The sequence below is a fragment of the Salegentibacter salinarum genome (genome assembly GCF_900168115.1).
GTDB classification, from domain to species: domain Bacteria; phylum Bacteroidota; class Bacteroidia; order Flavobacteriales; family Flavobacteriaceae; genus Salegentibacter; species Salegentibacter salinarum.
In genome coordinates this window covers 1-17,460 of the sequence record NZ_FUZC01000007.1, presented here as the reverse complement: position 1 = coordinate 17,460, position 17,460 = coordinate 1, and the positions used below count along the sequence as shown (strand labels likewise).

The following is a 17,460-nucleotide window of genomic DNA, read 5'->3' as shown; positions in this document are numbered from 1 at the left end:
TCTGGGAGGTAACAAGTGTTACATACTTCAGGTTTAGTCATAAAAACACTATGGATGTGTGCTGAAGATTAATTTCATCCTTTATTTTTAAATCTTATAACAATTATCAAAGGTGTTGAAATTTATAAAGTCGATTTCTGACAGACAGGTGTTTTTATTATTAAGATACGTTACTGTTCTATCTTCTTACCCAGTGTTTCTTGCCCACCTTGAATTAGGGTCATACTCTCAACAACACCACTTTTAATATTAAAAATGATTTTTGCCTTTACAACAGTTAGGAAAAAGACCGTATCATTTTCTGGGTAAATCTCAAACCTATCCTGGCCGGTGGGTTGCGCAAATAACTGTTTACCTTCTTTAGTTATTTTAATTTTGAATTCGGATTGCAACTCGTATAAACCAACGTACTTCTCAAGGGTTGGTTCTGGTAAATCAACGACGTCACTTTTGTATTTTATATCTGTTAATTCGGAACCTGGATCAAGTAAATGAAAGCCAATATCATCAAAACTCTGTGATGAGTTTGAAAGAAGTACAACCCCCTGGCCCGTTTCTTTTAAAAAACCAGTAAAAGCCCTGTAGCCTCCTGTACCACCATTATGCCAGATAATATCTCCCTTACTTCCTTTCTTGATATGCCATCCCATTGCAACGCGCATATCACCGGCTTTATTATGCCTTATTTTATGCGAGAGCTTCATTGCTTCAGTTAAAGAAGTTTTTATATAACCCAAATTAGCAGCAATAAACTTTGCCATATCGGAGGTGGAACTTTTAAGTGCACCTGCCCCGGCAAGTATAGAGATGTCCCAATTTTCAACAATTTTTCCGTTACTATGTCCCAAAGCTAGATTTTCTTTCATCCTGTTATTCATCTCGATACGGGTGACATTCATACCCAATGGTTTAGCAATTGTTTGAATCACCAATTCTTCATAATTACTATTCTTATTTAAGGCAAGGAGGTGCCCCAAAAGCCCTTGCGCAAGATTTGAATACTCATATTCAGACCCTACTGTTCTGACAGGTTGATAATCTGAAATAAATTCATACATCTGGCTTACAGTATAATCCGCATAGGGATTGCCGGGATTGGTCGAGTTTAAATTTGCTGGTATTCTGGGAAAACCCGAAGTATGATCTGTAAGATGCCCAAAGGTGATTTCTGTATCGCCTATTACAGGGACATTAATATCATTTGGCATGAAATTATTTATCTCATCTTCCAGTTTAAGATCTCCATCCAGAACTTGTTGTGCAAGCAATATACCTGTAAACACCTTTGTTACAGACCCAATTTCATAAATGGTATTTGCATCTACTTTTCTTCCTTCCTTGGAAATTTTCCCAAAATTAAAATACTGGATCCCTGTGGAGTCGATTATGGCTATTGCGATGCTTGGTGTATAATCTTCCTTTATACGTTCTTCAATCGCCTCAACCACTTCAGGGGGAAGGTTTTTTTCATTACTCGTATGTAAATCTTCCTGACCCTGAAATTTTCCAGAAATAATTAGAAAAATAATTAAAATTATTTTAGAATTTTTCATAGATGATTTATTTGATAATAACATAATGTCCCTGGATAGAATGAGATAACAGTAGGATCACTATTTCTCAAGAGTAATTTTTTTTAGACTATTCTTCACTTTTTGTATAATTCCCTCATTTGAGGAGAAATTCCTATAATAAGAATACAAATTGCCAGAAATATATAAAAAGTATGTAGCCAACTAACTTTTTGAAGGAACATCATTTGAACCTGTATCCAAATAATTAGTACAAAGGCTATATAGATAGTATAAGACCAAGCCCAATGCAAGTCTTTAAAAACATTAAATTTCTCAAGGAATTTACTAACAGGTTTTTTTACTAGTGAAAAGATTAACAAACATGGAACCAACCCCAGAATAGAAAATAAAATAATACCCGGTATCAAATAATCATTAAATGGAGATTTTTCCAGTAATGATAAGGGCATTTTTAATATTTCACCTGACGGATAAAGGATTAATACCCCGCCCCCATATAATGCTCCAACACCTAAAAATGCCAATAAGAAGAGAAAAATATTTCTTATTATTTTAGTTTTCATAAAATTCGTTTGTGATCGATTAAAATACCTTACTTATTTTGCAGTTGACGTCGAGTAATTTATATACTTAGATAAATAAACAAAGTTTAGGGGTTGAGAGTCCAGATTAGAACAATGATTTCGAAATAAAAACTAGAAGCAATGTGTATCACATCCTATTATAGGCTTAGTATTTTTTTCTATTCATGTCTATTTTATATTTCTTTAGGCTTTTTCCAAATTCTTTATCTTTTTTATGTCTCTCGGCAATTGTTGATTTAAAATGTGCGTTCTCTCTTTCAATTTTTAAATAGTTTTCATAGGATGCCTTGTCTATTTCTCCCTTTTCAACGGCTTCAAGAACCGAACAACCAATTTCATTTGTGTGAGTGTAATTTTTGAACTTACAATCCTGAGAAAGTCTGATAATCTTATCGAAAGTGATTTCTAATCCGCTTGTTGAAACAGCAATTCTTACTTCTATCATCCCAGGATTGTCAATTAATATTCCACCGTTTTTAAGGACAATTAACTGCCTGTAACTTGTGATATGCCACCTCTATTTGTGCTCTGGCTTATTGTATTTGTTTTAATTATGGTTTTACCAGAAAGGTTGTTTAAAAGGGTAGATTTTCCAACTCCTGAAGAACCTAGCATACTATAGGTTTTACCTTTTTTAATAGTTGATTTTTTTTTATTCATCCCGGGATTTATTACTTATTGCAATTACAGGCACATTTTTAACTCACATTTATATGCTCCCTAAAATTTCAGAAATCTCTGGCTGATCTAATAAATCAATCCTGGTAAGCACTATTATAGGACTAACCTGTGCTGAATAACAAATGGTCAGATATCTTTCAAGTCTGTTATATTGAAATCCCTATCAGCGGCTTGCAATATTAGCCCCAAATCGATATTTGCTACAATTATTTGTTTTTCTCCAGATTGTCCAACATAAGGTCGTTAATTAAAAGAGAATCTGGGTCATACCTTATGAATTATAGAAATACCAGAATCATATATTGTCAAAGCCACCCAATCATCAAGTGGAGGAAAATCCTCACGATTATTTGAAGAAAATCGTAAATGACCTGTTATCTAGGCTTCCAATTCCTCTTTTGAAGTTTTTACAATATACCTCTCTTTATGTTCTGAAACGATTCTTCCTGCCTCAAAGCCTTCCAGGTCATTCTCAATCCTGAACTTTTCAAATATATCGTTGTAACCAAAATCTTCTAACTTCATTTCAGTATCCCCTTGAATCACACCAAACATCTGTTGTCCTTTAATAAAACTTTTAACCTCATCGTGAAATGAAGTGTTATTTCATAATGGACAGTTACCTCCCCGCAGGCCTTAGGCTTGCATGTCTATCACCATTCGTCCTTCAATTTTATTCTGTTTCATATCTTCAAACACCTTATTAACGTCTTCCAACTTTACTTTGTGAGCGGTGGTATGCACCTTGCCTTCCACGGCAAAATCGATAGCCTCTTGTAGATCTTTACGTGTACCCACAATAGAGCCCCGAATAGTGAACCGATTTAATACCATCTGAAAGATTGGGAGGTTGATGCTGCCAGGAGGAAGCCCTACCATAGCGATAGTTCCTCTTTTTCTAAGCATATCAATGGCCTGTTCAAAAGCTACAGGTGCAACGGCCGTAACTAATACACCATGAACTCCGCCTTTAGTTCGTTTTTTTATTTCTTCGGTGGCTTTGGGATCTTTACCATTCACTACAAAGTCAGCGCCGTGCTTTGTTGCCAGATCTAGTTTTTCCTGAGAAATATCTACTGCTACCACGTGATAACCCATAGCTTTGGCATACTGCACCGCCAGGTGGCCCAACCCTCCAACACCTGAAATGGCAATCCATTCCCCGGGTTTTAGATCTGTTTCTTTTATCCCCTTGTAAACTGTTACTCCCGCACAAAGAATAGGCGCCATCTCAAAGTAGTTAACATCTTTTGGAAATTTACCTACAAATGCTGCATCTGCCAGCACATATTCAGCAAAGGTACCATTTACGCTATAGCCTGTATTTTGTTGATGATCGCAAAGGGTCTCCCACCCGGTGATGCAATATTCACAGTGGCCACAGGCCGTATGAAGCCAAGGCATACCTACAATATCACCCTTTTCCAAAAAGTCTACGTCTTCTCCTAAGGCCAGTACCTCGCCAATACCCTCGTGCCCGGGAATAAAAGGTAAGGAGGGCTTAACGGGCCAGTCGCCTTCAGCCGCATGGAGATCAGTATGGCAAATGCCACTGGCAAAAACTTTTACCAGTACTTCTCCCCTTCCAGGTTTTTTAACGGGTACGTTTTCAATAGATAAAGGTTTACCAAATTGGTTAACCACCGCAGCCTTCATTTTTTCAGGTATCATAGTTCTAGGTTTTATATTATTCATTTACTAATTAAAAATATACTTTTATTGTTAAAATAAATATGATCACAATCAGTAAATGAAATAATTAACCCGCTTTCTTAAGAAAAGTTATTATTTATTTTGGTATTCAATTTCAAAATTTAAAAATCAGGATAACTTTAGTACAATATGACAGGTATCATATTTACTATCAATATCTTATGGTAATTTTGGATATGTTTTTAAAATCTATAATTATGAAAAATTTTATATTAGGAATCTTAATAAGCATTCCGGTTGTATTACTTGCACAAGAGTCAGACGAGTTTGATTTCGTGTCCAATCAAGAAGAAGGATATAGCGCAGTCAGGCAGGGGGTTAATTGGAGTTTTTTAAATTCCAGTGGTGAATTAGTATTTGATTTTAGAAATGATCTTATTTCAAATGAAGATCCAAGAACTGGAATTATTGGTGTTGCGGGGATGCAATATCCCCAATTAAAGGATGAACGAGCTATTATCAAAGAGCAGAAGGATGGTGTTAATTATTATGGTTTTATAAATTCGGAAGGAAAAACTATAATTGAACCCGAATTCCTGAATGTTTCTAATTTCCATAATGGAAAAGCCCTTGCATTAAAATTAGAAGAAGAAAGGCTTGGTGAAAATGCCTTGCTGGGTAAGAATGTAATTTCTTATAAATATGATGTGGTCTTAATAAATAAAAAGGGGGATATATTAAAATATTTAGAGGGCCCATTTCCGGTTTCTGTTTCTAAACAAAAATTGAGAGAAGCACCTCAAATTAATGCCAAATGGTTGGGTAAAAATGTGTTGACCGTAAAAGGACCCAATAAAAAATGGCGGGTTCATAAAATTTAGGAAATACAAAAGGCTGTAACGAAACTTCGAAACAGCCTTTTGTATTTATAGGATGTTATAAGACTTGCAAGTTCAATTTTAAACTGTAGAGAATCATTTAGTGATTTTTCTAAGTTTTTCCGCTTTGTTTATATTGTTTATTCCATCTAAAAGTGCATCAGAATTGAAGGAAATGCTGTCGATCCCTTCAATGACTAAAAATTCAGCGAAATCGGAAAAATCGCTGGGTGCCTGTCCACATAACCCAATTTTTTTACCTGATACCTTAGCTTTCCTTATAGCTGTCGCAATCGTTTTTTTAGCTGCAGCATCATTTTCATCGAAATGAGAAGACATCAATTCGGAATCCCGATCTATTCCCAGGGTTAACTGTGTTAAGTCATTAGATCCGATCGAAAACCCATCAAAAATCTTTGCAAATTCCTCTAAAAGAATAACGTTACTTGGAATTTCCACCATCATATAGATTTCTAAATTATCTTTGCCACGAACTAGTCCATTTTTTTCCAGTACCTCTATTGTTTTTCTACCTTCCACTAAAGTTCGGCAAAACGGAATCATTATTTTAACATTTGTTAACCCCATATCATCTCGGACTCTTTTTATTGCCTTGCATTCTAGAGCAAAAGCTTCACGATATAATTCGTGATAATATCGAGCAGCTCCTCTAAATCCCAGCATAGGATTTTCTTCAATCGGTTCAAATTGTTTGCCTCCAATTAAATTAGCGTATTCATTACTTTTAAAATCACTCATTCTAATGATTACTTCCTTAGGAAAGAAACTTGCAGCTATAACTCCTATTCCCTGGGAGAGTTTATCGATAAAATATTCATCCTTCCGTGAATAATTTTGAGTTAATTCATCGATAATGGTTCTTACTTCATTATCTCTAATTTCGTTAAATTTAATCAGTGCCATCGGGTGGATTTTGATTTGATGTGTAATTATAAATTCCATCCGAAGAAGACCCACCCCATTATTTGGTAAAAAACTAAGTTGAAAGGCCTTTTCTGGGTCTGATAATATGAACTTAACTTCTGTATCTGGTAACGTCAGTTTGTTAAAGTCCACTTGATTCTCTTCAAATGAAAGAGCTCCCCGATAAACAAAACCTGTTTTTCCTTCACTGCAGGAAACAGTTATTAACTCCCCATCTTTAATATTTTCTGTGGCATTAATTGTACCTACTACCGCGGGAACACCAAGTTCCCGTGCTACTATTGCCGCATGACTGGTTCTGCCTCCACGATTAGTAACTACCGCACCTGCCTTTTTCAGCAATGGATCCCAATCCGGACTAGTAGTATCAGTCACTAATATTTCTCCATCCTGAAGTAAACCTGCCTGGCTTGGAGAAGTTAATAAGCGAGCTGGTCCAGCATAGATTTTATTTCCTATAGCGTTTCCGCTAACAACTATTGTAGACCTCTCCTTTAATGAATAGATGTTATGAACCTTTTTATTTTTAGTTTGATGTACAGTTTCAGGTCGTGCCTGTGTTATAAATAATTCCTGGGTTATTCCATCCTTGGCCCATTCAATATCCATAGGACGCTTATAATACCTTTCAATAATTAAAGCCCATTGGGCAAGGGTCGTTATTTCTGGATTAGTAAGGACAAATTGATTTTGTTTTTCTAAAGGTGTTACCATATTTATTACAGAAGAATGTTCAAAAGATTGAGCATATGTCATAGTTTTATCTTTGGTACCTAACTTCTTCTGAATAATCGAGTATTTTCCCAGTTCTAAACTAGGTTTGAATATGAAGAATTCATCTGGATTAACAGCCCCCTGGACGATGTTTTCACCGAGGCCATATACTCCTGACAATTGAATAATATTTTCAAACCCTGATTCCGGTTCAATGGTAAATCCTATACCAGAACAGGCTAAATCGGAACGTACCATTTTTTGGACTCCAACTGATAGCGCAATATCGTGATGAAAAAAGCCTTTATCCTCTCGATATTTTATGGCTCTATCGGTATATAGTGAAGCCATGCATTTCTTTACAGCAAGTAGAACGGACTCATCCCCATTCACATTAAGGAAGGTATCGTGCTGCCCAGCAAAACTAGCTTTTGGTAAATCTTCTGCTGTAGCACTACTCCTCACAGCTACGGGAATATTATTGTTATTTCCCATATGGTGATAAGCATCGAGTATCGATTCTTTAAGGTTCTTAGAAAAATTTCCTTTTAAAATACATTCCCTAGCTTGGTTTGCAATAATAGACAGGTTGGAAAATTTATTCTTATCTAAATTTTTCATCAAATTCTCTAAGTGTTCCTTTAAGTGGTTCTCCTTTAAAAATAACCAGTATGCATCTGCAGTGGTAGTAAAGCCATCGGGAATTCTTATTCCTTTACCCGATAATTTATTGTACATCTCTCCTAAAGATGCATTTTTTCCACCCACCTGGCTCACATCCCCAATTCCGATCTCAGAAAATTTTTTAATTAGCATCGTAGTATATTTTAGTTTTTAAAAAGAAGTTTGGTCAATTATTAATAAAAACTCCACCAATAACTAAAATTAGTCGAACCGTTTGAAAATAAATATGATTTTCATCATCTTCATGACTTCTATTATTTGTTTTATTAAGTATTAATCAAGAGATTACTCTTTATATCTAAAACCTTGATATTTCATTTTTAAGGGTAAATATTTCCCTCTAATTTTAGAAAACATAAAAAGTTATAACACTCTGTTGCACTTAAAAGGGAAGGAGTAGAAAATAGATCAAATTGCTCTTAAACCACAGTATGCCTTAGTTAAATGTAATAAGAGATTTTATAATTGGCATTCACATTTCATCTATCTGCTAGGAATAATGTGTAGTAAACGTGCTAAGAAGCTACCACCATTTTCATAATTAAACTTCATTTTTTTAGAGTAAAATTATTTGTGATACTTTGAGATACCTTTAGAACATTACAAATTTGAAAAACTGAACACTATGAAAACGTCCCTTCAAGCAGGTATGCGCTGGCGCATTAATATGGAGATCAATCCGGAATTACAAAACAAACGTGGTTTATTATTGGCAGCTGATATTGGTGGGACAAACGCCCGGTTTGCTATATTCAATTTTGAAAATGGAAATCTTTCTCTCGTACGAGAAAACTCTTACAAAACAAAAGAATACTATTCCTTCAAAGAATTAGTTATAAAATTCTGCGGGAACGATACATTGAAGATAAAAAGTGTGTGTATAGGGGCTGCTGGTCCTGTAAAAGATGGAAAAGTATTAGGTACAAATTTCACGTGGGAAATTGATAAGAAAGATATTATTGATATTACAAAGAATAGTTCGATCCGTATAATCAATGATTTGGAGGCTACAGCTTATGGTCTAAAAAATATAGAATCCAGCCATTTCACGGAGATAAAAAGTGGCTCATCTGATTCTGGAAATTTAGCGATACTATCTCCGGGTACCGGGCTTGGAGAAGCTGGAATCTTTTGGGATGGTAATAAGTATCATCCAATTGCTTCTGAAGGAGGACATTGTGAATTTAGTCCTAGAAACGAGCTAGATATTGAATTATGGAGATATTTACATTATAAATATGATCATGTTAGTTGGGAACGAGTAATTTCGGGTCCTGGCATTATTAATATATATCAATTTCTTAAATGGTACCGCCAAGTTTCAGAGCCTAAATGGTTTCAAGAACGATATTTAAATGAAGATCCGGCGTTTTTAATTAGTCAGTGTGCTATGGAAAACACATATAATACTTGTGTAGAAACTATGGCTCTATTCTTAAGATTTCTTGCAATAGAATCTGCACAACTAGCCCTTAAATTCAAAGCTACAGGGGGTATTTATATAGGAGGAGGAATAGTTCCCAAAAATATACAGATTATAAATAAGAAAAAATTTGCAAATGACTTTGTAAATTCAAATCGTATGAAGTCATTATTAAACTTAATACCTATCCAAGTGATTTTAAATCCAAATACTGCACTACTGGGTGCAGCATTCTCTGCAGCACAAAATATAGATTAAACTGAAGAAGATCATTAGCAAACCAGAAAGATTGGTGCGGCTGGACTTGGAGTACAAATTAGAAATGAAGAATATTTTAAAGATTAAAAATTACCCCCTCGAGTAATATTTAGACATTACAAAGCATCAAAATTTATATATCGTCCATAAAATCACAAGTAGATTTTGAGTAATATTATAAGTCTGAATTCTATCAAAAGAAAAAGCTCCGGATCTACCAGAGCTTTTCTATTCCCTTATTTTCAACTTGGTTTAAATATTCACCATAAGGACTTAATTAATCAAACTGTAAATCTGACTCAGGTTCGATTTCAGAAATCGACTTTCCACCTCCTATGCGGTAGGAAATTCCAAGATTTATAAGATAATCAGCGAACGCAGCATCTCCATTACGAGGTTCACCTGTGGCCAGTTGTGTTTCAAGATCTGTAACGCTCTGGGGGCGATCTCTCCTTAAAGCAACGGGTACATTTAGATTTACAGAAAAATTATGTTTCATAAAAGATATTCCAGGATCTATAGAAAGTACATTTCCCGGTCTTCTAAATCCACCGCTTCCACCAATAACATCTTCAACAGGAACCCCTTCAAAACGGGCACCAAGGGAAGCAGAGAAGGTATGTGATAAAGCATAACCAAGACCGGCGCGTAAAGCAAATTGGTCTGGCACTGACATTATGGATTCATTGTCAAGGATAGGACTCAAGGTTTCTCTAAAAGTCCTAATACCGTTAGTTTCTTTCGGGTTAAAAAGATAGAATCCACCACCATACATGAAAAGATCATCGGTTATGGTTTGGTAAAACTGAAAATCGACGGTCAAACCAAATCCGCCGTCTCCAGGCTGAATAGACTGGTCAACCGGCCTGGTTTGAGGCGAAGCTTCAGGGCCAACGTTATAAAAAACATCTGTTGCATTATAATTTCCGGTTGGTAGCTTTAAGCCAAGACCCAGTGCCAAATTTCCGTTTAGGTGAGTTTCAGGATCAAACAGCCAGTAACCCATTCCTACTCTAATATCGGCAAGGCCTCGGGAAAAAGTTTTATGACGTTCTTCACGCCCGTGTTCATATAAAGAAGAGCGTTCATTAAGAACAGTGGGAATAGTAATTCCTGCATATAATCTATCAGTAAGTCCATAATTCAAACTGAAATCCCAGGAATGGGAATAATTTATTACTTCAGTATTATTTGAAACCCTATCCGGTTCCTCTTCAGTTCCCTTGAAATGCCTAAATGATTTAAAGTAGCGATAATTCATACCTACCTGAAAATCACCTTTGCCGAGCAAATTACTTTCCAATTCATTCCCGATACTGGAGGAAAAATGCCTAATAGCAACACAACCTTGTGCTTTCATCGTTTGAGGAAGAATTAATATTGATATAAGGAGAAGGAAAAGAGCGTATTTTGTTTTCATAGGTTTATAAATGAATATTTTTACTTTGTTGAAGACCAAAGTAGTTTTATTTTACACAGGTTTAGGGTAACAAAAAATCAAAAAGATTAATCAAAGGTTAATTGAATTAATAAGGAGTTAATTAAGCAGTAGAGCGTTAATTTTTAGTAATATAGTTGCTGATTTGAAGCGGAGAAAAATTTATATAGCCATTTTTATAATTTCGGTAGTAGGACTCTTCGTTGTACAATTTCAGTATTTAAGAATTGGACTTAACCTTGCTGAACTACAGTTTGAGCAAAAAATTGAACGCGCCGGGAGTGATTTAAAAGAAGACCTTTCCAACGAGAATCAGCTTAGCTTTCTAATTGCACAATCACTTGAAGGTAGCAATTATTTCACCCTCAGTCAGGATAGTTTACAAGATGCTTCCAAACATTTTTTAAACGATTTTATAAGAGACAGGTTGGTGACTAACAGGATAAAAACCGATTTCTCCTATAACCTGTATTCAAAAGACGGAAGTATTGATCTCAAGTCACCGGTCAATTTTAGCCCTGAAGATTCTATTATAAAATACCCTGTACAATTAGAGGGCTATCTCCCGGAAACCCTTGAAAAGGATGTCACCCTGGAACTTCATTTTAAAGACCTTAACTCCTATTTCCTTTCCCAATTACATGGACTGCTTATTCCAGGCTTACTCTTTCTGGCTATAATTATCTTCGTAGTGATTTGGATGCTTCGGTTATTTTATTGGCAGAGAAATTTGATTATCATTACCAATGATTTTATTAATAACCTGACTCACGAACTTAAAACCCCAGTTTTCTCAATAGGTGTAGCAACTAAAATCCTGGAGAAAGATTTAAATGAGAATCAAAAGCCAATTGTTTTTCATATTAGAAAACAAGTGGATCGCCTTAATAAACATATTCTACAAGTACTTGACCTGGCTAGTTTAGAAACGAAAAAAAGATTTATAGACTATAAAGTGCTAGATCTACGACCAAAACTTTTGCAATGGTGCGAAGATTTTAAAATGCAATCTGACCTGGAAAATTTCACCTTCAATTTTGAACTTCAATCGGGAGAATATAAAGTAAAAGTAGCCGTGCCTCATTTTGAAAACGCTATCAATAACTTATTGGATAATGCTAAAAAGTATTCCGATAATCCACAAATTAGCCTAACAGCATATTCTGAAAAAAGTAAATTGCATATTTGCATTAGCGATAATGGAAAGGGAATTTCAGAAAAAGAAAAACAGCGAATTTTTAAAAAATTCTATCGTGTTCCCGAAGGCGATTTACACACTGTAAAAGGCTATGGTTTGGGGCTTAGCTATGTTCAGGAAGTTATAAAAAGGCATCAAGGCCGCATAAAATTAGAAAGTGAATTACAAAAAGGCACACAAATCACCCTGATAATCCCTCTAAAAAATGCCGGATAAAAAGCATAAAATATTACTGGTTGAAGACGATGATTCCCTAGGATATCTCCTATCGGAATATCTAAAGATCAAAGAATTTGAGGTTTTCTGGGCGCAAACAGGAAAAAAGGCCTTAGAGCTAATTGAAGCAGATACGCATGACTTAATTATCCTGGATGTGATGTTACCCGATATTGATGGGTTTAGCCTGGCAAATAAATTGAAAATCAATTATCCAGAAACACCGTTTATTTTTTTAACGGCCAGGTCTATGAAGATTGATGTCTTAAAAGGATTTTCACTTGGTGCCGTAGATTATCTAAAAAAGCCGATTGATGAAGAAGAACTGGTAGTAAGAATTCACGCACTTCTATCAAGAGTGCATTCATTTCAGAAGGAATCAGAACCAGAAGAATATATATTTAAAATAGGTGAGTATGATTTTAATAGTAAAAGTCAGGAGCTTATCTTTAATAAGGAAATTATTTACTTAACCGCAAGGGAAAATGAATTACTAAATTACCTTGTACAAAATAAAAATAAGCTTTGCAGCCACAAGGATATCCTGGTTCAACTCTGGGGTAAAAACGATTATTTTAATCGAAAAAGCCTAAACGTTTTTATTTCCCACCTTCGTAAATATTTAAAAAAAGATTCAAAAATTAAAATTGAAAATCTTCATAAGAAAGGTTTTATCTTAAAGACTGATTAATTCTTTTATTCTCAAAAAACTAGAAGTTTTATGGGTCTGTAAATCAGACAGAGTTTAATTTACAGACCCAAGCCCTTGGGAAAAGAGTTAGTTTAAAAAAATGCCTAATTCATAAAATGAAAATAAATATTGATATACCTTCCTATTTCCAAATCACATTTTATTTTTTTTTATAAAAAAATCGAAGGTTTGTTGGATTTCATCTACATCTTTGTGTGGAGTAGGATTCCATCCGGATTTTTTAATTTTTTGACTTGATAGTTTTAAAGGAATAATTGGAAGATCTTTAGATGCATCAAATGAAAATTGGATTTCCTCACCAAAATAATTTTCCGCAATTTTTTTTATCCATAAACCTATCTCAAAAAGAGTTCTACTTTTTCCATTGCTTAAATTGAAGATTCTATTATCTCCCTCAGGTATAGAATAATCAATTAATTTTTCAATTGCTTTACAAACGTTTGATAAAGAAATAAAATCTCTTTCCTGTAGTCTGTTAGATTTGATTTTGAAGCTTCTGTCCTCAACAATACTCTTGCAAATATCATTTATCAAGAGTGTCCATCGATTAGCTGTTGGAAAGGCAGGATATCCAAAGGAATTTGAAAGTCTTACTACTTTCGTGTTTAGGTTATGCTTGTGAAAATAAGCAATTACATAATCCTCTGCGCACCTATGAGTAATAGAATATGGGTGGCTGGGAACGGCCTGGGTATACTCATTTAAATTTCCCACTAATGGACTTCCGTAAACATGTGCAGTAGAGAAAAAAATAAATTGTTTTACATTATTTTTCTTTGCCCACATCAACCAGTTCAACGTTCCTTTGACATTGACGTCTATAGCTTCAAGAGGAAAATCGATGCATTCATGCTCATTCATCGAGGCCAAATGAATAATACATTGTATGGAAATATTTTCAAGTTTGTTTTTCTCTAACACGTCGACATTACTCAAAACTTCCACATTTTCATAATATTCATCCAGAGATTTGTGTCTGGATAAGGCATAAACTTGATTGCCCTTTTGGGAAAAATAGCTGGTTAAACGACCTCCAACATATCCTAAACCCCCAGTAATTAGGATATTCATATAGAAAAGTAACTGAAATCCCTTGTCTCTGCTTCAGAAGGATCATGGGTAATACTAGCAATATTTAATAACATATTATCTTCCTCCATTCCTTCAAAAGCAATCCAGCAGCCAGGGGGAACAGTCAGCCGGGAATAGTTTAAAAGGGATAGTTCTACCTTCATATTCATATTATACGTACTACTGCCCTTTTTATGATCAATCAAATAAAATTTTATAGCTCCTAAGGGAACTATAATATTTAACTTCATTTTAGAATGTTTTTTCCATCCTTTAATTTCTCCCTTCTTGATTTTAGAAAAATAAGCCTCCCCGAATTGAGAAAAGACCTCTTCAGTATTCTTTAGCCCGTGAAGGATGTTTCCTTTGGGATTCTCGATAATCTTAAGAGAGGTTAGATAAACATCCTCTAATATTATTTTCTCTGAGTCCATGCCAATTTTTTTTCAAATGCTTTGTTAGTATATTCGTTGATCTGCTTCTTTGTGTAATCCATCATATTTTCATTTCTTTCGTAGTATGTTTTATACCATTCTGCAGTAAATCTGGCCGTATCATCAAAAGATAGCACAGATATCCAATTAAGATCTGCCAGGGCTTTATCGCAATTCAATTTAAGCAAACCCGCTTCATGAAATTTACCTTCCTCATTCACTTCAAACAGTCCTTCGCTATGGACAGGATTCCAGTAATGCGCGATTTTTTCGAGGATTTTTTCTACTGTGTGAGAATGATCACCGGGTGGACCAAAATTAAAAGAATTCCCATTCGGAATTTTATTTTGAGAAAGTTTCTGGCCCGTTCTCAGATATCCACTTAAAGGTTCCAATACATGTTGCCAGGGCCTTGTTGAATAGGGATTTCTTATCTCCACCTTTCTGTTTTCCGACCAAGCTCTAATACAGTCCGGTACGAGCCTTTTATCTGCCCAATCTCCGCCCCCAATTACATTACCTGCACGTACAGAAGCAAGCTTTAAGTGACGAATGTTCTTAATAAAAGATTCATAGTAACCGTGAATTATAACCTCACAAGCACCTTTGGATGCGCTATAAATATCCTTCCCCCCCACAGGATCTGTTTCTCTGTAGCCATACGTCCATTCCACATTTTCATAGCACTTATCACTTGTGATAAATATCCCTGTGCATTCATTTTGGAGCAGCCTGAAGGTTTCTAAAACATTCGTGGTACCTAAAACGTTCGTCTCTATCGTTTCTACAGGGTTTTGATAGGATAAACCAACTATTGGCTGGGCTGCTAGATGAAAAATGAAATTTGGGGCAATTTCATTAATAATTTTTTTAGTTTCTCCCAGGTTTCTGATATCACAGAAATGGTGTTTAATGATATCTTTTAGAGACAAGCTTTCGAAAATTGAAGGCTCTGTAGGAATTCTGTCTGAAAGACCATAAACATCAGCGCCTAGTTCATGCAGCCAAATACTTAACCAAGCACCTTTAAACCCGGTATTTCCGGTAATAAGCACTTTCTTGTTTTTATAAACTGATTCAAACATTATTATAAATTTTATGATTTACCAAACTTTCCAAGGTGCTTTCTCTTCACTCCATAACGTTTCTAGCTCACGCTTATCCCTCAAAGAATCCATAGGTTTCCAGAAGCCCATATGTTTATAGGCTGCCATTTCCCCCTCTTTTGCTAAGCTTTCAAGAGGCTCTTTTTCAAAAACAGTATGATCATTTTTTATATAATCAAATACTTCTGGTTGGCAAACAAAAAAGCCTCCGTTAATCCACCCACCATCTCCTCTAGGTTTTTCAAGGAACGAATCTACGTCGTTGCCATCGGTTATACTCATAGCCCCAAATCTTCCCGAGGGCTGAACAGCAGTTACAGAAATCAATTTATTTTTAGATTTATGAAAATCAATCAACTCTTTGATGTTAACAGATCCTACACCATCCCCATAGGTTAATAGAAAAGGTTCATTATTTACAAAAGGTTTAATCCTTTTTATCCGTCCCCCAGTCATAGTATGAAGTCCGGTTTCAATAAGTGAAATTTTCCAAGGTTCACAAGTGGTATTAAGTATCTCAACTGTATTTGTGCCAAGATTTATACTTATATCCGATAGATGCCTGAAGTAATTAAAGAAATACTCCTTAATTACATACCCCTTGTATCCTAGACAGATAACGAATTCATTAAATCCATAATGTGAATAAATTTTCATTATGTGCCATAAAATAGGTTTCCCCCCTATTTCTACCATAGGTTTTGGCTTTAAATCTGTTTCTTCGCTTAATCTCGTGCCAAACCCACCGGCTAATAGAACTACTTTCATACTGATGCTTTTAAGTATTTAAAAATTATTAATTAAGTTATTTTAAAGAAGATTTATTTTTCCTGAATGCTCTTTGAATAATATAGGGACTCCTATTTATTACTCTTTGATACTTAAATGCAAGACAGGTTTAGAAGATTATGAATTAAAGTTGAAGTATAAACTTCGCTAGGAAGATCTGAAATAATAACCTTGTAAAAACCTGGTTCTTTTATTTAATTGTACAACAATGTGGGATCATAAGCTATCACTGAAACCTTGAACCTACTAGTCTTTTTTAATCAACCTGAGGGTGAATACGTCGAAATTTTCAGTAAAAATTTTGAGTATATAAACTCCATCGGACATTCCTGATATATTGAACCGATATTCACCTTTACCCTTTTCGATAATCTGAAACTTATCAAAAAATTTTAAGAAGCGGCCGTTGAAATCGTAGACGCTAATGTTAGAAATTTTCAACTTTGGATCTGAAAATTGTAGGTAAACATCAAATTGTGCAGGGTTGGGGTAGAGTTTAACTGTTGTAGCTTCTGCTACTACCATTTTAACATCTTCATCAGGAATTATTGCCTCAGCCTCTTTAATCTGTTCTTCAGAAGTCTTTATATCGAGGAGAGATGTTGATCCTAGAATTTCTATTCCATTGATAAGAGGATTTTCCACCCCATGAATAAAGGAAATATTCAGGAAGCCATCGGTAACATTAACCGTTTTATTAATAACCGCCCCTACCTTATGCCCAAAAGTTCCGGAGATATCTATCCCTTCAAGTTCAGGATGAACTATGCCTTCCATCTCAACATTATAAATCCGTTGCCCTGCTTTTGAGGTTCCATGGTAACCATTGCCTAAATATAGGCGTATCTCATAAGTGCCGGGATCCAGTGGAAATGAATACATGACATTTGGCATGCCAGAGAAATAATCTGACCTTTCTGAGTTAAAAATACTGGTCGGGGTTGTTTCCAGATCAACTGAATCGGTATAATTCTTCATGCCGGAACTAGCGGTATTATTCCCTCCAGCTTCAGCCAGGTATGGGGAATTCTCCGAGGACGTGTCTGCCCCCCAGTCTATTTCACCATCGATGGAAGCTATTGCAGGTCCACCAGAATTAACACGGTATAGTACTGTAGGAGGCGCAGGATCTGAAGTTTGT

The 17,460-nt window shown here is 35.2% G+C and carries 17 protein-coding genes; 4 read left to right on the top strand and 13 right to left on the bottom strand.

The window, feature by feature from the left end; all coding sequences use genetic code 11:
* Window positions 1-170 precede the first annotated feature (170 nt).
* The 6 genes from B5X53_RS09730 to adhP all read right to left on the bottom strand — a co-directional run bounded on the left by B5X53_RS09730 (window position 171) and on the right by adhP (window position 4,471).
* Window positions 171-1,553 carry a serine hydrolase gene (locus tag B5X53_RS09730; protein ID WP_079713038.1) on the bottom strand — a complete coding sequence of 461 codons (1,383 nt, stop codon included), beginning with the start codon at window positions 1,551-1,553 and terminating at the stop codon, window positions 171-173.
* Between the two features lie 95 nt (window positions 1,554-1,648).
* The gene (locus tag B5X53_RS09725) at window positions 1,649-2,098 is read right to left on the bottom strand and encodes a hypothetical protein (RefSeq protein ID WP_079713037.1); all 450 of its coding nucleotides are present in this window, start codon (window positions 2,096-2,098) and stop codon (window positions 1,649-1,651) included.
* A gap of 166 nt (window positions 2,099-2,264) precedes the next feature.
* On the bottom strand, window positions 2,265-2,564 hold the full coding sequence (locus tag B5X53_RS19180; RefSeq protein ID WP_198550785.1) for a ribosome small subunit-dependent GTPase A: 300 nt from the start codon (window positions 2,562-2,564) through the stop codon (window positions 2,265-2,267).
* Window positions 2,565-2,605: 41 nt separating this feature from the next.
* Window positions 2,606-2,779: a GTPase RsgA gene (gene rsgA / locus B5X53_RS19175; RefSeq protein WP_198550786.1), complete on the bottom strand. Its 174-nt coding sequence runs from the start codon at window positions 2,777-2,779 to the stop codon at window positions 2,606-2,608.
* 399 nt (window positions 2,780-3,178) lie between these two features.
* Window positions 3,179-3,355: a hypothetical protein gene (locus B5X53_RS19170; protein WP_198550787.1), complete on the bottom strand. Its 177-nt coding sequence runs from the start codon at window positions 3,353-3,355 to the stop codon at window positions 3,179-3,181.
* An 81-nt stretch (window positions 3,356-3,436) separates the two neighbouring features.
* Complete coding sequence (gene adhP / locus B5X53_RS09715; protein WP_079713244.1) at window positions 3,437-4,471, bottom strand: alcohol dehydrogenase AdhP; 1,035 nt, start codon at window positions 4,469-4,471, stop codon at window positions 3,437-3,439.
* 239 nt (window positions 4,472-4,710) lie between these two features.
* On the opposite strand from adhP, the gene B5X53_RS09710 reads away from it, so the two are divergent.
* Window positions 4,711-5,334: a WG repeat-containing protein gene (locus B5X53_RS09710; RefSeq protein ID WP_157822138.1), complete on the top strand. Its 624-nt coding sequence runs from the start codon at window positions 4,711-4,713 to the stop codon at window positions 5,332-5,334.
* Between the two features lie 93 nt (window positions 5,335-5,427).
* On the opposite strand, the gene ppsA is transcribed toward B5X53_RS09710, so the two are convergent.
* A complete protein-coding gene (gene ppsA, locus B5X53_RS09705; protein WP_079713035.1) occupies window positions 5,428-7,806 on the bottom strand; it encodes a phosphoenolpyruvate synthase in 2,379 nt (792 codons plus the stop codon).
* Between the two features lie 493 nt (window positions 7,807-8,299).
* Here ppsA and glk point away from each other — a divergent pair, with 493 nt between their 5' ends.
* Entirely contained in the window at window positions 8,300-9,355 is a 1,056-nt protein-coding gene (gene glk, locus B5X53_RS09700) for a glucokinase (RefSeq protein WP_079713034.1), read from the top strand.
* 277 nt (window positions 9,356-9,632) lie between these two features.
* On the opposite strand, the gene B5X53_RS09695 is transcribed toward glk, so the two are convergent.
* A complete protein-coding gene (locus tag B5X53_RS09695) occupies window positions 9,633-10,715 on the bottom strand; it encodes a transporter family protein (RefSeq protein WP_232764176.1) in 1,083 nt (360 codons plus the stop codon).
* Between the two features lie 223 nt (window positions 10,716-10,938).
* On the opposite strand from B5X53_RS09695, the gene B5X53_RS09690 reads away from it, so the two are divergent.
* Both B5X53_RS09690 and B5X53_RS09685 read left to right on the top strand, forming a co-directional pair.
* A complete protein-coding gene (locus B5X53_RS09690; RefSeq protein WP_079713032.1) occupies window positions 10,939-12,207 on the top strand; it encodes a sensor histidine kinase in 1,269 nt (422 codons plus the stop codon).
* Window positions 12,197-12,898: a response regulator transcription factor gene (locus B5X53_RS09685; RefSeq protein ID WP_079713031.1), complete on the top strand. Its 702-nt coding sequence runs from the start codon at window positions 12,197-12,199 to the stop codon at window positions 12,896-12,898. The genes B5X53_RS09690 and B5X53_RS09685 overlap by 11 nt, the downstream gene beginning before the upstream one ends.
* 153 nt (window positions 12,899-13,051) lie before the next feature.
* Here B5X53_RS09685 and B5X53_RS09680 read toward each other — a convergent pair whose 3' ends face one another.
* The 5 genes from B5X53_RS09680 to B5X53_RS09660 form a co-directional block, all read right to left on the bottom strand.
* Window positions 13,052-13,990 (bottom strand): NAD-dependent epimerase/dehydratase family protein, encoded by a 939-nt coding sequence (locus B5X53_RS09680; protein WP_079713030.1) that lies wholly within the window; start codon window positions 13,988-13,990, stop codon window positions 13,052-13,054.
* Window positions 13,987-14,424 (bottom strand): dTDP-4-dehydrorhamnose 3,5-epimerase family protein, encoded by a 438-nt coding sequence (locus tag B5X53_RS09675; protein WP_198550788.1) that lies wholly within the window; start codon window positions 14,422-14,424, stop codon window positions 13,987-13,989. Before B5X53_RS09675 ends, B5X53_RS09680 begins: the two co-directional genes overlap by 4 nt.
* Window positions 14,406-15,509 carry a CDP-glucose 4,6-dehydratase gene (rfbG, locus tag B5X53_RS09670; protein ID WP_079713029.1) on the bottom strand — a complete coding sequence of 368 codons (1,104 nt, stop codon included), beginning with the start codon at window positions 15,507-15,509 and terminating at the stop codon, window positions 14,406-14,408. The genes B5X53_RS09675 and rfbG overlap by 19 nt, the downstream gene beginning before the upstream one ends.
* An 18-nt stretch (window positions 15,510-15,527) precedes the next feature.
* Window positions 15,528-16,298: a glucose-1-phosphate cytidylyltransferase gene (gene rfbF, locus B5X53_RS09665; RefSeq protein ID WP_079713028.1), complete on the bottom strand. Its 771-nt coding sequence runs from the start codon at window positions 16,296-16,298 to the stop codon at window positions 15,528-15,530.
* Between the two features lie 267 nt (window positions 16,299-16,565).
* Window positions 16,566-17,460, bottom strand: an 895-nt coding sequence (locus B5X53_RS09660) for a malectin domain-containing carbohydrate-binding protein (RefSeq protein WP_143533252.1), incomplete at its 5' end; no start/stop codon positions are given.

Excerpts from the sequence above, each read along its gene's own strand:
- B5X53_RS09730 (WP_079713038.1), bottom strand. The coding sequence starts at position 1,553 with ATGAAAAATTCTAAAATAATTTTAATTATTTTTCTAATTATTTCTGGA.
- B5X53_RS09725 (WP_079713037.1), bottom strand. The coding sequence starts at position 2,098 with ATGAAAACTAAAATAATAAGAAATATTTTTCTCTTCTTATTGGCATTT.
- B5X53_RS19180 (WP_198550785.1), bottom strand. The coding sequence starts at position 2,564 with ATGATAGAAGTAAGAATTGCTGTTTCAACAAGCGGATTAGAAATCACT.
- rsgA (WP_198550786.1), bottom strand. The coding sequence starts at position 2,779 with ATGAATAAAAAAAAATCAACTATTAAAAAAGGTAAAACCTATAGTATG.
- B5X53_RS19170 (WP_198550787.1), bottom strand. The coding sequence starts at position 3,355 with ATGTTTGGTGTGATTCAAGGGGATACTGAAATGAAGTTAGAAGATTTT.
- adhP (WP_079713244.1), bottom strand. The coding sequence starts at position 4,471 with ATGATACCTGAAAAAATGAAGGCTGCGGTGGTTAACCAATTTGGTAAA.
- B5X53_RS09710 (WP_157822138.1), top strand. The coding sequence starts at position 4,711 with ATGAAAAATTTTATATTAGGAATCTTAATAAGCATTCCGGTTGTATTA.
- ppsA (WP_079713035.1), bottom strand. The coding sequence starts at position 7,806 with ATGCTAATTAAAAAATTTTCTGAGATCGGAATTGGGGATGTGAGCCAG.
- glk (WP_079713034.1), top strand. The coding sequence starts at position 8,300 with ATGAAAACGTCCCTTCAAGCAGGTATGCGCTGGCGCATTAATATGGAG.
- B5X53_RS09695 (WP_232764176.1), bottom strand. The coding sequence starts at position 10,715 with ATGAAAGCACAAGGTTGTGTTGCTATTAGGCATTTTTCCTCCAGTATC.
- B5X53_RS09685 (WP_079713031.1), top strand. The coding sequence starts at position 12,197 with ATGCCGGATAAAAAGCATAAAATATTACTGGTTGAAGACGATGATTCC.
- B5X53_RS09680 (WP_079713030.1), bottom strand. The coding sequence starts at position 13,990 with ATGAATATCCTAATTACTGGGGGTTTAGGATATGTTGGAGGTCGTTTA.
- B5X53_RS09675 (WP_198550788.1), bottom strand. The coding sequence starts at position 14,424 with ATGGACTCAGAGAAAATAATATTAGAGGATGTTTATCTAACCTCTCTT.
- rfbG (WP_079713029.1), bottom strand. The coding sequence starts at position 15,509 with ATGTTTGAATCAGTTTATAAAAACAAGAAAGTGCTTATTACCGGAAAT.
- rfbF (WP_079713028.1), bottom strand. The coding sequence starts at position 16,298 with ATGAAAGTAGTTCTATTAGCCGGTGGGTTTGGCACGAGATTAAGCGAA.